Origin of the sequence: Amycolatopsis sp. NPDC023774, from assembly GCF_040639695.1 — a bacterium.
In the GTDB taxonomy this organism is placed as follows: Bacteria; Actinomycetota; Actinomycetes; order Mycobacteriales; family Pseudonocardiaceae; genus Amycolatopsis.
On the sequence record NZ_JBFAAJ010000007.1, the window covers coordinates 271,676 to 285,133 of the forward strand.

The 13,458-nt window shown below is 68.6% G+C and carries 12 protein-coding genes, 2 tRNA genes and 1 pseudogene; 7 read left to right on the forward strand and 8 right to left on the reverse strand.

Annotated elements, in window-relative coordinates; translation table 11 throughout:
- Nucleotides 1-60: 60 nt before the first annotated feature.
- Complete coding sequence (locus AB0F91_RS18935) at nt 61-405, forward strand: VOC family protein (RefSeq protein ID WP_360598823.1); 345 nt, start codon at nt 61-63, stop codon at nt 403-405.
- A 320-nt stretch (nt 406-725) separates the two neighbouring features.
- Here AB0F91_RS18935 and AB0F91_RS18940 read toward each other — a convergent pair.
- From AB0F91_RS18940 to AB0F91_RS18960, 5 genes and pseudogenes are all read right to left on the reverse strand, one after another.
- Nucleotides 726-965, reverse strand: a pseudogene (locus tag AB0F91_RS18940) (SDR family NAD(P)-dependent oxidoreductase); the annotation flags it as partial.
- 221 nt (nt 966-1,186) lie between these two features.
- Nucleotides 1,187-1,951 carry an ESX secretion-associated protein EspG gene (locus AB0F91_RS18945; RefSeq protein WP_360598824.1) on the reverse strand — a complete coding sequence of 255 codons (765 nt, stop codon included), beginning with the start codon at nt 1,949-1,951 and terminating at the stop codon, nt 1,187-1,189.
- An 8-nt stretch (nt 1,952-1,959) separates the two neighbouring features.
- Nucleotides 1,960-3,366: a hypothetical protein gene (locus AB0F91_RS18950; RefSeq protein WP_360598825.1), complete on the reverse strand. Its 1,407-nt coding sequence runs from the start codon at nt 3,364-3,366 to the stop codon at nt 1,960-1,962.
- Nucleotides 3,366-3,992 (reverse strand): DUF3558 domain-containing protein, encoded by a 627-nt coding sequence (locus AB0F91_RS18955; RefSeq protein ID WP_360598826.1) that lies wholly within the window; start codon nt 3,990-3,992, stop codon nt 3,366-3,368. Before AB0F91_RS18955 ends, AB0F91_RS18950 begins: the two co-directional genes overlap by 1 nt.
- Nucleotides 3,989-4,450 carry a hypothetical protein gene (locus AB0F91_RS18960; RefSeq protein ID WP_360598827.1) on the reverse strand — a complete coding sequence of 154 codons (462 nt, stop codon included), beginning with the start codon at nt 4,448-4,450 and terminating at the stop codon, nt 3,989-3,991. The genes AB0F91_RS18955 and AB0F91_RS18960 overlap by 4 nt, the downstream gene beginning before the upstream one ends.
- Nucleotides 4,451-4,824: 374 nt before the next feature.
- On the opposite strand from AB0F91_RS18960, the gene AB0F91_RS18965 reads away from it, so the two are divergent.
- Entirely contained in the window at nt 4,825-5,586 is a 762-nt protein-coding gene (locus AB0F91_RS18965) for a sulfite exporter TauE/SafE family protein (protein WP_360598828.1), read from the forward strand.
- A gap of 222 nt (nt 5,587-5,808) precedes the next feature.
- Here AB0F91_RS18965 and hisC read toward each other — a convergent pair whose 3' ends face one another.
- The gene (gene hisC, locus AB0F91_RS18970; protein WP_360598829.1) at nt 5,809-6,864 is read right to left on the reverse strand and encodes a histidinol-phosphate transaminase; all 1,056 of its coding nucleotides are present in this window, start codon (nt 6,862-6,864) and stop codon (nt 5,809-5,811) included.
- 104 nt (nt 6,865-6,968) lie between these two features.
- Between hisC and AB0F91_RS18975 the strand changes: the two genes are divergently transcribed.
- From AB0F91_RS18975 to AB0F91_RS18995, 5 genes are all read left to right on the forward strand, one after another.
- Nucleotides 6,969-7,601, forward strand: a complete 633-nt coding sequence (locus AB0F91_RS18975) for a dienelactone hydrolase family protein (protein ID WP_360598830.1) — start codon at nt 6,969-6,971, stop codon at nt 7,599-7,601.
- Nucleotides 7,602-7,652: 51 nt separating this feature from the next.
- The gene (locus AB0F91_RS18980; protein ID WP_360598831.1) at nt 7,653-9,644 is read left to right on the forward strand and encodes an acetoacetate--CoA ligase; all 1,992 of its coding nucleotides are present in this window, start codon (nt 7,653-7,655) and stop codon (nt 9,642-9,644) included.
- A 45-nt stretch (nt 9,645-9,689) separates the two neighbouring features.
- Nucleotides 9,690-11,396: a phosphatidylglycerol lysyltransferase domain-containing protein gene (locus AB0F91_RS18985; RefSeq protein WP_360598832.1), complete on the forward strand. Its 1,707-nt coding sequence runs from the start codon at nt 9,690-9,692 to the stop codon at nt 11,394-11,396.
- A gap of 76 nt (nt 11,397-11,472) precedes the next feature.
- A tRNA-Ser gene (locus AB0F91_RS18990) sits at nt 11,473-11,562 on the forward strand.
- Between the two features lie 42 nt (nt 11,563-11,604).
- Nucleotides 11,605-11,678: transfer RNA gene (locus AB0F91_RS18995), tRNA-Arg, on the forward strand.
- A gap of 216 nt (nt 11,679-11,894) precedes the next feature.
- Here AB0F91_RS18995 and AB0F91_RS19000 read toward each other — a convergent pair.
- A complete protein-coding gene (locus AB0F91_RS19000) occupies nt 11,895-12,515 on the reverse strand; it encodes a GPR1/FUN34/YaaH family transporter (RefSeq protein WP_360598833.1) in 621 nt (206 codons plus the stop codon).
- A 517-nt stretch (nt 12,516-13,032) separates the two neighbouring features.
- Nucleotides 13,033-13,326, reverse strand: a complete 294-nt coding sequence (locus AB0F91_RS19005; RefSeq protein WP_360598834.1) for a hypothetical protein — start codon at nt 13,324-13,326, stop codon at nt 13,033-13,035.
- Nucleotides 13,327-13,458: the final 132 nt, after the last annotated feature.

Below are 13,458 nucleotides of genomic sequence, written 5' to 3' on the forward strand. Positions count from 1 at the left end.
CATCCTGGCAGGTCGTGGCGGATGGCGGAAAATGTCGGTGGTGCGTGCCACTCTGAGAGCGTGACTGCGAAGTTCAAGGACTTGGTCCTCGACGCCCGGGACCACCAGAAACTGGCCGACTGGTGGTGCGTCGCGCTGGGCTACACGCGGCGCGACGAGACCCGCTCAGCCGACGATCCGGTGCCGATCGTGGACGTCGCCGGGGTTGGGCCGTTGATCTGGGTCAATCCGGTGCCTGAGGTGAAGACGGTGAAGAACCGGATGCACCTCGACGTGTTCGGGGACGTGGGGGAGTTGGTGTCGCTGGGGGCGGTGCTGGTGCGGAACAAGGGCGCGGATATCGATTGGTGGGTGATGGCGGATCCGGAGGGGAATGAGTTTTGTGTGTTTGAGCCACGGGACTGAGGTGGCTGGTTGATGTTGCGGCCGGACGGGTAGTTCTTCAAAAGCACGAGGTTTCACGCGGCTGGATTTGACCATGAGGTGTCCATGCAGGGATTCTTCGGGCAGGGGAAAATGCCTTCGAAGGTCGCGCTCTCCTTCGCGATCGTTTACACCTTGATAAGTTGTACATGGCTTGTGCTGGCCCTGTTAGGCGGTCTCGGAGGTTGGAGATCGTGGGGCATGGTGAGTGTCGCTGTGCTCAATGTGCCTCTAACGGCATACTGGTGGGTGGTGTTCGCGCGCTCTCGTAAGCGGCCGAGTTGATATTGCTCTGAGTGGTATCAGCTCGTGATCTCGGGCGAGCTGTTTCCTCGTTGTGCGTGCCAATTCTCTCTCCGGAGCTTCGGTGACACGTTGACCGGCTCGAGGACCGGGACCTCGATGCCGAGCGCCGCGACCTCCGCGGCAAGCGCCTCGTTGAACCCGCCGACGGCCCACTTCGCCGATTGGTAAGCCATCATCCCCGTGCTCCCGATCTGGCCGTCCAGCGAGGAAATTTGGATGATCCGCCCGCCACCCTGTCGGCGAAGCGCAGCGCCGGCACCAGGCGTACGACGTGATCGTCGAGACTCTCGTCGACGCCGGAACCCTTACTGCGCAACAGGTTCACGACGTCATCGCCGCCCTGCTCGGCTGACGTCGTTCTGGCAGCTCTCCCACCCCGCTGGTCCCACACGGCGCTCGACTTCGAGCCCCGCCTCACGCGGCTGCTGAAAGCCACCGCGGAAGGCCTGGCCGAGCGTTAGCCGAGCGCGTTCGACGCCAGGTGCAGCGCCTCGATCAGGTGCGCGCGGTGTCCGGGGTGGACGTTGATGCGCGCCTCGCCGTTGGTGTTGCCGACGAACGTCAGCACGCGGCCGCGGTCGGTGAGGTCGAGCACGGACATCGGGGTGCTGCGCGTCCGCAGGCCTGCGTCGTCGCGCGTCGCGACGTACAGCTGGTGCGCGGCGTCGCGGCCGGCGCGCATGAGGCGGCGGAGCTCGTCGGCTTCGTGGGCCATCTCGGTCAGCGGATTGTCGGACTCGTAGTCGCGGCCCGCGTCCTCGAAGTGGATCTTCGGCACACTCATCGGCGCCAGCCGCGCGGGCGGGCGCGTGGGCAGCGCGTCCACCAGGTGCTCCGCGGCTTCGCGCGCCGGGACCGGGTCGAGCTGCACCACACGGTGGTCGGTGATCAGGCGCACGGCGTCGCGACCGGACTCGGCGACGAGGATGGCGCCGTCGTCGTCGCTGTTGCGGAAGTTGCTCCACGAGTACATCTCGCGCGCCGGCCGGGCGAGCACGTGCAGCGTCTCGCGCCACGCCCGGGTGAGCTCACCGGCGGACGTGGCCAGCCCCAGGTCGTACAACGCGTCCATCGCACGTCGGCGCAACGTCGCCTCGGCTTCGTCGGTGCGGTACGTCTGGTCCGGTCCCACGACAATCGGCGGCTCACCGAGCTCGGCGACACTCCAGGAAACCAGGAACACCGGCCGGGGCAACCGCACCGGTCTGTCGATGATCGTCATCGCTCTGCTCAGGCTCCGATGGTCGGGGGCGTCGGCGGAAGGCCGGTGTGGGGATCGAGGAGCCTGCCGTCTTCGTCGTCGAGGAGTGAGAAGGCGGAGTCGTCGTCGATGCCGTATTTGCGCTGGTGCTCGGCGTCTTCCTCGCCTTTGCCCTTGCTGCCGGTGGCGCCCATGCCGCCCATCCCGGGCGAGCCCTTGGCGCCGGTCGCACCCGCCGCCGCGCCGCGGCCGCCCGGCGCACCGCCACGGCCGCCTTCTTCCCCGAACACGCCGGACCCGGCACCACCACCGAGCCGAGACCCGGTCCCTGCCCCGCCGCGTCCGCCGAACGCCCCGGACCCACCTGCTCCGCCGACGCCCGCACCGGCCCCGGCACCTACGCCGAAGCCGCCAGGCCCGAAGCCGTCTGCTCCACCCGTCGCCGACCACGACGGATTCCCACTGAGGACCGGGAACCGCTGCCCCGGCGGCTGCGTGACCCGCGGATCGTCCAGATCACTCGACGTGTGGGTGTCGTCATCGTCACCCGGCTGCCTGCCCGGCCACTCCTGGTCGCGCGGCGGCCTCTGCTCCGGCGGCACCACCGGCCGCCCCGTCGGCGGCGGCAGCACCGTCCGCGGCGGAACGTCGGGGGGCGGCGTGGTCGGCGGCGGCGTCGTCGGCGGGGGCGTGGTCGGCGGAGGGGTCGTGATGTGCCGGGTGTCGACCTCGGACTGTGAGGTGGACGTCTTGTCGTCGTCGGTCGTGGTCTTGGTCGTGCGCGTCAGCTTCTCGCGCTTGACCTTGCCGGGCTGGGTGATCGTGACGGTGCCGTCGAATCCGTTCAGCTGGCCGTAATCCGTCTTGAGGCCCTGACCGCTGTTCTGCGCCTGCTGCGCGTAGCCGTTGTAACGGTCGAGGTTCTGCTGGGCGAGCTGGTTGTACTGGTTGATCTTGTCTTCGGTGTCCGTGTCCCACGGCGTCGCCACATCGATGAAATCCTTGTGCGGCGGCGTTCCCGGCATGGGCCGCAGCGCCTGCTTCATCTCGTCGAACCCGTGCGCGAGGCCGGTGAGATTCTGCCCGTTGGTCGTGTACGTCTGCGACGCCGCGGCCGTCGTGTCGGAGAAGACCTTGATCCGCTGCTGGGCGGCCTCGGCCCCGCCGCCGGTCCAGACGGACTCGAGGCCGGTGCTGAGGTTCTGGATGTCGGCGCTGATGGTGTGGTGGTCCGCCGCGAGCTGCGTGGCCTGCCCGGCACCCTCGTGCCAACCGCCGGCGCCCTTGCTGTTGAGCACCTTCTGCACCAACTCGGGGGCCGGCACGGCCTGCTGGCCGACGTTGCCGTGTCCGACGTCGTCGACCCACTGCTCGGTGTCGTTGACACGGTCGCCCACCCACTTCGCGGCGTCGCCGATCTTGCTGAAGAAGCTCATCAGCCACCAGCTTTCTGGCGCAGGTTGGTGACGACCATGTCGGCCACTGTTGCCGCGACATCACAGGGGTTGGTTTTGCCGACCTTGGCTTGACTCAAGCCCACTGACGCATCGAACGCCAGCTCGTCACTGACTCCGACACTCACCTGGCAAAGATCATTGTCGGGGCCGGGGCTGTCCGTCGAGTGGGCAACCGCCGGGAATCCCTGGATGGCCGGAAGGACTTGCCAGATCTTGGCCTGGGATTTTGTGCCGGCGTAGACCGCACTGAGTCCCTCGCGTGGTTGGGTGCTGTAGCCCACGCCCACAACGGCACCGGTATCCGTGTTGTGCCAGTTGCACGCCGGCCCCAGCCCCTCGGCGTCGTCACGCTCGCCTTGCGCGGCCGTGCCGAGGATTCGTTCGATCTGGTCCGCGGTGAGGCCATCCTGGCAAGGGTCGCCTGAGAGCACCGAAGCCGGCAACGGGTGCTCCACCTTGGGGGCTCCGCTGTGGGGCAACGTCTTCGTGCTGGGCGGCGGTGGAGTGGTCGTGGGGGTGGCGGCGGTTGTGCCTGAGCATCCCGCGGTCGCCGCGAGGACCACTGCTGTGGCGGACAGCGTGAGAACGACTCGGTGGCTGATCACGCCAACCCCTTACCCTGCTCTTGGGAGCCCGCGTTCTTGATATCGGTCCCCGCTTGCTCGTCGGCCGATTCGGTGATGCCAAGGGCTTTCTCCAGCCGGTCGACCAGCTCGGCAGCGTAGGCGTACTCACGCTTGACTGACTCGTTGCCGTACCCGAACGCGCCAGTGCTTTGACCGTCGCCGACGAGGAGTTTGTTGTATCCGGTGCTTCCCGGCTCGTCCGCCGGTGGGCTGAGGGCTGTCAGTCGGTTGGCCTTGATTCGCATGTCGCGGAGCTGGTCACGGACGCGCTTGGCGACGGTCAGCATGCTTCGCGCCTCGTCCGGGCTCAGGCTGAAGCCCGGACCGGCAGGAGCCGCCGCAGCTCCGCCCGACGCACCGCCGCCGGCGGGTTGGTCGCCGGTGATCGTGAAGTTCAGGCCGGTGAGCCACTTCGACTCCGGCGCAGGTAGAGCCACTGCGTTCCCCCTCATGACGCTTCAGTCCGGTAGCGGACCGTCCCCTGGCGTTACCGTAATGGACTGATCACCCTCGGGTGGGCATTTTGCCGAAAGAGGACGACTGTCGCTAGTGCAGGTCGAAGCGGGAGATCACCACTCTGGGTGAGTGCGCCCTATTGGCGGGTCGTCATTTGCCTGCTTGCCGACGGAGGTCGGCTTTGCCGATCTTGGTTGAACTGAGGAAGAGCGAAGTACCGAACGGCGGATTACTCCAAGTTGCCGAGGCAAAGAAGACAGAGCGCCACCTACTAGGGCCAGCTGGAACTGTTCCTCCTGACACATCGCGTCGCGGGGGTGCGCGGGGGTGCTTAGGGTGCCGGAGTGAGTGCGTTATGACGTGGTGGCATGCGGTGATCATCTTCGTCGCCGGGGTGTGGGCGGGGACGATCAACGCGGTGGTCGGGTCGGGGACGTTGGTGACGTTTCCGGTGCTCGTGGCGTTGGGGTACCCGCCGATCACGGCGACGACGTCCAACGCGGTGGGGCTCGCGCCCGGCACGATCAGTGGGGCGTACGGGTACCGCGCCGAGTTGGAGGGGTACTGGCCGCAGATCCTCAAGTTCTCGATCGCCTCGTTTTTCGGGGCGATCGGGGGAACGGTTCTGCTCCTCACGCTGCCCAAGGACGCCTTCGAGACGATCGTGCCCGTGCTCGTGGGGCTGGCGGTGGTGCTGGTGATCGTGCAGCCGACGGTGTCGAAGTGGGTGCAGAAGCGCCGTGAGGCCAACGGCACCGAGCACAAACCCGGGCCGCTGCTGCTCGGGTTGCTGTTCGTCATCGGCATTTACGGCGGCTACTTCACGGCCGCGCAGGGCGTGATGATGATGGCCGTGATGGGGATGCTGCTGTCGGAGCCCCTGCAACGCCTCAACGGAGTCAAAAACGTCCTCGCCGCCGTCATCAACGTCGTGGCCGGCCTCATCTACGCCGTCGTCGCCCCGGTGAGCTGGCCGGTGATCGGGTTGCTGGCCGTCGGGTCGACGATCGGGGGGCAGATCGGGGCGAAGGTCGGGCGCAAGTTGTCGCCGACCGTGTTGCGCGCTGTGATCGTGGTGATCGGTGTTGCGGCAGTGGTGGAACTGGTCGTGAAGTGACTGCCACGGCCGTTGTGCCCGGGTAACGGCTGGGATGAGACGGCGGCCGCGGACGTCTTCGTGGTGAATTGCCACCGGGGCAAGGGGTGTCCTTGGTCGGTCGGTGTCGAGGGCGAATTCTTTGACCTTGCGGGAAACCCAAGCCCGTCCACGCCGAACCGGGGAGAGCGAAGCGACAGGGTCAGCGGAACGGATGCCGTCCCGCCAACCCATGCCAACCGATCAAGCCAGGAACTCCCGGGCAGCCGCCAGGAACAGGTCGTTCTCCTCCGGCGTCCCGATCGTCACGCGAGCGCCGTCACCGGCGAAGGGACGCACGATGAGCTTGCGGTCGAGCATGTGCTCGGCGAACGCGACCGTCTTCTCACCGAGCGGGAACCACACGAAATTCGCTTGTGTGGGCGGGATTTCATACCCCATCTTCACCAACGCGTTCCGCACGCGGTCGCGTTCGACGACGATTTCCCGGCAGCGTTCGAGCAACTCATCGGCAGCGTCGAGGGACGCGATGGCGGCGACCTGAGCGATCGCGTTCACCGAGAAGGTGACGCAGACCTGCCTCAGCGCTTCGGCAATGGCGGGGGAGGCCACGGCGTAGCCCACGCGCAGGCCAGCGAGCCCGTACGCCTTGGAGAAGGTGCGCAACACGGCGACGTTCTCCCGCGTACGCGTGAACTCGATGCCGTCGGGCACCTCCGCGTCGGAGACGAACTCCGTGTACGCCTCGTCGAGTACCACCAGCACGTGCGCTGGCACGGCGTCGATGAAACGGGCGATCTCGTCGCGCGTCAGCACGGTGCCGGTGGGGTTGTTGGGATTGCAGACGAAGACCAGCTTCGTCCGGTCCGTGATCGCCGCGAGCATCGCGTCGAGGTCGAGGCCGTGGCCGTCGGTCAAGGGCACCTTCACCGACTCGGCGTGCGCGACCTGCGTGACGATCGGGTAGGCCTCGAAGGAACGCCAGGCGTACATCGCCTCGTCGCCGGGTCCGCAGACCGCCTGCACCAGCTGCTGGCACAGGGCGACGGAGCCGCAGCCGATCGAGACCTGCTCGACGGCCACGTCGAGTTCGGTGGCGAGCCGCTCGCGCAGGGCCTGCGAGCCGGCATCCGGGTAGCGGTTGACGTCGGCCATCGCCTCGGTGATGGCGGCGCGCACGCTGGCCAGCGGGCCGCCGGGCACCTCGTTGCTCGCGAGCTTGATCGCGCCTTGGATCGTCCGGCCGGGGACGTACTTCGGCAACGAATCGAGGTCGGGGCGCGGTGCGAGGGACGGCATCGTCGGTACTCCTCGGGTCAAACGGGACGGCCTGGCCACCGTAGCTCGCGACGACGGATCCACAAAGGTTCCCAATGTTCACCTGGAGGTGATTGCATGAGGCGATGACGTCGACGAGCACCGTGGATTACCAGCGTACCGACGGGCGCGCCCTGCGCCTCACCTTCGCGGAGCCCGACGGTGCCATCCGCGGCGGCCTCGTTGTGCTGCACGAAGGCGAAGGAGTCACCGACGGCGTGGTGCTGCTCGTCGCGAGCCTGGCGAACGAAGGCTGGCTCACCGTCACGCCCCACATCGACGACGGCGAGAAGCTCACGCAGCAGGACCTCCTCGACGCGACAGACATCACACTCGAATGGCTGCTCGAGCACGGTGTGGAGGCCGATCTGCGCGGCGTCGTCGGCTTCGACCTGGGTGGCACGGCGGCGCTGGTGGTCGCGTCACACCGCCGGCTCGGTGCGGCGGTGAGCGTGGGCGGCCAGCGCGTGACGGAGCTGCCGAGGCTGCTCGACATCGCGGGGCACGTGACCAGCCCGTGGCTCGGCATGTACGGCGACGCCGGTGACGACGCCGGCGGCGCCGAAGTGGAGCAACTGCGCGAAGCGGCGGCGTCGGCGAACGTGGCCACGAACGTCGTGCGCTACCCGGGCGCCAACCACCGCTTCGACGCCGACCCCGGCGCGGCGGAGGAAGCCTGGCAGCGCACGTTGGACTGGTTCGACGCACACCTGCGGTAAGCCGCAGACAAGACGGTGGCCTGGCCGGTTAGCCGCAGTTAACATCGGCGGGTGACCCAGACTGCCGATGTCCCCGAAGTGCTCTGGCGACCCGACCCGAGCCGCGTGTCCGACACTCGCATCGAGGCGTTCCGCAGGTGGCTGCGGGAAGAACGCGGCGTGCAGGTCGACGACTACGACTCGCTCTGGCGCTACTCCGTGGAACACGTGCCCGACTTCTGGGCGGCCGTCGCCGAGTTCTCCGGCGTGCGCTGGCACGAGAAGCCGCGAGAGGTCCTCTCGGGCGCGATGCCGAACGCGAAGTGGTTCGACGGCGGCACGCTGAACTACGCGGAACACGCGCTCAGCCCCGGCGTCGCGGGCGCGGCGAAGGGCGACGACGAGCTCGCCGTGATCTTCCACCGCGAAGACGGCTTCGCCGAGCAGCTCACGTACGGCGACCTTCGCGCGCAGGTCGCCGCGGCGCGCGGAGCGTTGAAGGCGCTGGGCGTCGCGAAGGGCGACCGGGTGGTGGCGCTGGCGCCGAACTGCCCGCAGACGCTCGTCGCGTTCCTCGCGGCGGCCTCGCTGGGCGCGATCTGGTCGTCGTGCTCACCGGACTTCGGCGTGCGCGCGATTTCCGACCGCTTCACGCAGATCGAGCCGAAGGTGCTCATCGCGGTCAACGGCTACGCCTACAACGGCCGGGAGTTCGACATCACCCCCACGGTCGAGCGGTTGCGCGCCGACATCCCGTCGCTGAGCGCGACCGTTCTCGTCAAGTACGTGGGTGGCGGGAGCGTTGACGGCGCCCTCGACTGGAACGCCCTGCTCGCCGAGCACGCCGGCACCGAGCTGGCGTACGCGCCGGTGGAGTTCGGGCACCCGCTGTGGGTGCTGTACTCGTCGGGCACCACGGGCCTGCCGAAGGGAATCGTGCAGGGCCACGGCGGGATCGTCGTCGAGCACCTCAAAGCCCTCTCGCTGCAAGCGGATCTCGGGCCGGGTGAACGGTTCTTCTGGTTCACCACCACCGGCTGGATGATGTGGAACTTCCTCATCTCGGGCCTGCTGGTGGGCTCGACGATCGTGCTCTACGACGGCAGCCCCGGCCACCCCGACCTCGACGTGCTGTGGCACCTGGCCGAACAGCACCGCATCACCTACTTCGGCACGTCGGCCCCGTTCATCCAGAGCTGCCTCAAGGCGGGGCTGGAACCGTCGGCACGTTACGACCTGAGTGCGTTGCGCGCTTTGGGTTCCACGGGTGCGCCGCTGTCGGTCGAGGGCTTCCGGTGGATCGCCGACAAAATCGGGAAGGCGGTGCAGATCTGCTCGGTCTCCGGCGGGACGGACCTGTGCGCGGCGTTCGTGGCGGCGTCGCCCGACGTGCCGGTGTGGCTGGGCGAGCTGTCGTGCCGGGCGCTGGGCGCGGCCGTCGCGTCGTACGACGAAGCCGGCAACGCGCTGATCGACCAGGTCGGCGAACTGGTGATCACGGAGCCCATGCCGTCGATGCCGGTGTTCTTCTGGAACGACCCCGACGGCGCGCGGCTGCACGAGGCGTACTTCGACATGTACCCCGGCGTCTGGCGCCACGGCGACTGGATCCGCGTGACCCCGCGCGGCTCCGCCGTGATCTACGGCCGCAGCGACTCCACGCTCAACCGTGGCGGCGTGCGCATGGGCACGGCCGAGTTCTACCGCGTGGTGGAGGGCTTCGACGAGGTCGCCGACTCCCTGGTCGTGGACACTTCCGCGGCGGGCAACGACGACGGGCAGCTGCTGTGCTTCCTCGTGCTGGCGCCGGGTGTGGATCTTGCCGACGTGGAGCCGAAGCTGCGGAAGGAGCTTCGTAGCGCTCTGTCACCGCGACACGTGCCCGACCGGTTCGTGGTGGTCGGCGAAATCCCCCGTACCTTGAACGGTAAGAAGTGTGAGGTACCGGTGAAGAAGATACTCTCCGGAGTCGCGCCGGAGAGGGCTGTGAGCAGGGACGCGTTGGCCAACCCGGCCGCGTTGGCCCCGTTCACGGAGCTCGCGGGGGAGCTCGCCGGCCGGTGACGAAGCAAGGGGAAGCATGGCTGGGCCGTACGTGTTGCACGCGTGATGACGGGGACACGCGTGCAGCACAGCTGGCAGGTGGCGGGCGTGACGACCGTCAAGGCGATCACCTGGGTGACCAGGCTCGCCGGCCTGCTGACACTACTTTCCGTGGTGGTTCCGTCCAGCCGTAACCTGCGTGGCCACCTGGCCGAGTGGCTGGAGCTGCCTCAGGAAGCGACCGTGGCGGCGGCGACCGTGGCCGTCGTCACGGGCGTGTTGCTGATCATGCTCGCGGCGGGACTTCGCCGGCGAAAGCGGCGGGCGTGGCAGCTCGCGGTCGGCTTCGCGGTGTTGTTGACCTTGTCACACCTGGGCCTGCGGCACGTGTTCGGCGCGGGCGTGGTGTCGGTGGTGCTGCTCATCGGGCTGATCGTGAACCGGCGCTACTTCGTCGCGGAGCCCGACCCGTCGACGGGCCGCTGGCGCGCGGTGCGGGTGTTCCTGCAGCTGGTGCTGGCCGGGTTCGTGATCAACGTGGTGCTGCTTTCGGTGGCGTCCGGCCGGATGCTCGAGCCGCTGAGCTTCCCCGCTCGGCTGTCGCAGTCCGGGCTGGCGCTGGTGGGCGTGAGCGGTCCCGCCGTGTTCCACGGGCGGTTTCTGGAGGACCTGTCGGCCGGGATCGGGCTGCTGTTCAGCATCGCGGCGGTGCTCGTGTCGGCGTACTTCCTGCTGCGCTCGGCGGAGCCCGCGCCGGGGCTGTCGGACGAGGAGCTGGCGCGCCTGCAGGCCCTGCTGGCCGAGCACGGCGATCGCGACTCGCTGGGCTACTTCGCGCTGCGGCGCGACAAGTTCGCGGTGTTCTCGAAGACGGGCAAGGCGGCCGTGACGTACCGCGTGATCGCCGGCGTCGCGCTGACGTCGGCCGACCCGCTGGGCGACCACGAGGCGTGGCCGGGCGCCATCGAGGAGTACCTGGAGATCTGCAAACGCCACGCGTGGGTGCCGGCGGCGATGGGCGCGTCGGAGCTCGGCGCGACGGTGTGGGCGCGCTTCGGGCTGGAGGTGCTGGAGATCGGCGACGAGGCGGTCGTCGACACGGCCGGTTTCACACTGGACGGCCGCATCATGCGCGGCGTCCGCCAGGCGGCTTCGCGGACGCGCCGGGCGGGGTACAAGGTGCTGGTGCGCCGGTCTGAGGATCTGCGGCCGGGTGAGCTGGACGAGCTGGTGCAACTGGCCGCGGCATGGCGGGGCACCGAGACGGAACGCGGCTTCTCGATGGCCCTGGGCCGCATGGGCGACCCCGGCGCGGTGATCGTGACGGCCGAACAGGGCGGGCGCGTACGCGGCGTCCTGCAGTTCGTGCCGTGGGGTGCGCGTGGCCTGTCGCTGGACGTGATGCGGCGGGACCGGTCGGCGGACAACGGCGTGAACGAGCTGATGATCTCCGAGCTGCTGGTCTATTCGCGAGAGCACGACATCGACCACGTCTCGCTGAACTTCGCCGCGTTCCGGTCGCTGATGGAACAGGGCCAACGCATCGGCGCGGGTCCCGTGGCACGCATCTCGGCGAAGGTCCTGCACTTCTTCTCGCGCTGGATCCAGATCGAGAGCCTGTATCGCTTCAACGCCAAGTTCCAGCCGCGGTGGGTCCCGCGGTACCTCGTGTACCCCGGCGTGCGCGAACTCCCGCGCGTCGGCGTCGCGACCTTCGAAGCCGAGGGCCTCGGCGGCCGTTCCCCCTGGTTGCGGCGCCTGCTGCAACGCTGATCTTCGCTTTCGGGGGGTGCCTTCGCGGGGTTTTGGGGGGTGTGTAAGCTATCTGGGCAGTGGTCGTTAAGGCCCAGGAGGCTTCGCCTAGTCTGGTCTATGGCGCCGCACTGCTAATGCGGTTGGGGGTGACCCCCCCTCCCGGGTTCAAATCCCGGAGCCTCCGCTGGTGCCTGTTTCGGCAGGTGCTAGATTAACAACTGAACAAGCGCCCGTAGCTCAGCTGGATAGAGCATCTGACTACGGATCAGAAGGTCAGGGGTTCGAATCCCTTCGGGCGCACGTCTGGTTGAGACAGCAGTACCAAGAAACCCGCCGGAAACGGCGGGTTTCTTGCTGTCCGGACGTTGTTCGGCAGCCACCGCGAGTCGGCGGCAGGCGCGACCCCGTGGACGCAGCAGACCCCGCCCGGGGCCGTGTCGGGGCGGGGTCTGCTCCAGGTGGTCCGTCGACCACCGCCGGGTGGGCGGCGAAGAGTCACGCCCGCCCGGGGTCGCGTCAGGTCAGCACCGGGCGGCCCAGCGGCAGCCCCCGGCCGCCCGTGGCGGCGGACATCGCGCCGAGGTACAGGTAGATGCCGACCGCGGTGAAGGCGAACGTGACGTAGCCGCCGGCGGTGGAGGCGCCCGGGGCGTTGCCCACCGTGCCGTACAGCACGAGCGCGAGTGCGAGGTCGATCAGCACGAACAGCACCGTGAAAGCCGCGGGCAGCCGCAGGGTGCCCAGGGTCAGCAGGACGATCGTGAGCAGCCAGGCGATCAGGAACACGCCCTGGGTGGCGACCGCGGCGTCCGGGGTGATGCCGAACCAGTTGTGGGTCAGGCCGAGCACCAGTGCCGAATAGCTGAGCCAGAAGCCGGCGAAGATGCCGAACACGGAGGCGACGGCGTTCTGGCCCAGCGACAGCGCCCACACCGCCGCGACGAGCTGGCCGAGGCCGGTCGCGGGCAGGATGACCGCGATCGAGGCGCCGACTGCGCTCGCCGGGACGAACCCGGTCAGCACCAGGCCGAGTGCGGTCGCGCCGACGATGAAGGTGGGCACGCCGATCATGGAGGGGTCGCCCGTGGATGCGGGCTCGGGCGGTGCTTCGACTTCGGTGGCAACGGCAGTGGACATCGTGTACTCCTCGTTGAGCTGCGAATGATCCTCGAGTGCGGTCAGGTCGGGCCGAGGCCCGGGAGCGGCCGGACGGGGCGGCGTGGTTGTGCCACTTGGTTTCCGCGCCGAGCTGGGTCGCCGGTGGGTAGAGGTGGTGCGCCGGTCGGTGATCGGCTGGCCGGGGCTGGCGTGGTGGCACCTGGGTTTCCGTGCCGGGCTGGGTTGCCGGCGTCGGGTTGCATTGGTGCGCCGCCCGTTTTTCGTGCTGGGCTGGGTTGCCGGCGCCGGCTTGCAGTGGTGCACCGCCCGTGTTCCGCGCCGATTCGGCTTGCCGGCGGGTTGGGGTGGTGTACCGGTCGGTGATCGGCTGGCCGGGGCTGGCGTGGTGGCGTGGCGCCACCCGGTTTCCGGGGCGAGCCGGGTTGCCGGGGCGAAGCGGCGGACCCGTCGGCGTCGGTTCGGGCTGCGCCGTGACGACCGCCTGCGACCGAGCGGGCCGCGGTGGGCGATCTCCCCGAACGGGGGGAGAACCGGTTCACCGGGTTCTGGGCCACATTCCTGACAGCTCAGGGTGGTCGTCGTCGATCAGACGGTGTGCCAAGGCGATCGCCTCTTTGGGATCGACCTGGTCGAAGTCGGGATGCCCCTTGGCGATTCCCTCGAAGACGGCCGCCAGCTCGCTCGCCGCGGCCGGGGACAGGCCGGTGTCCTGACTGCACTGCACGTAGCGCAGCCGCAGCACTTCCGAGGCCTGCATCAGCAAGGCGCAGTAGGTGTTCCGCGCGGCTGGTGCCCGATCGGATCGAGCACGTGACTCTTTGCCCTTCACGCCGGCTCCTTTCTCTCGTCAAGTCTCCCGACGCGGCCGGTCAGGCGGTGGCGCGTTTTTTGAGTTCCTTGGCCGCGGCACCCGGGTCGGCGGCGTTGTAGATCGCGCCCCCCGCCACGGCCACCGTCGCAC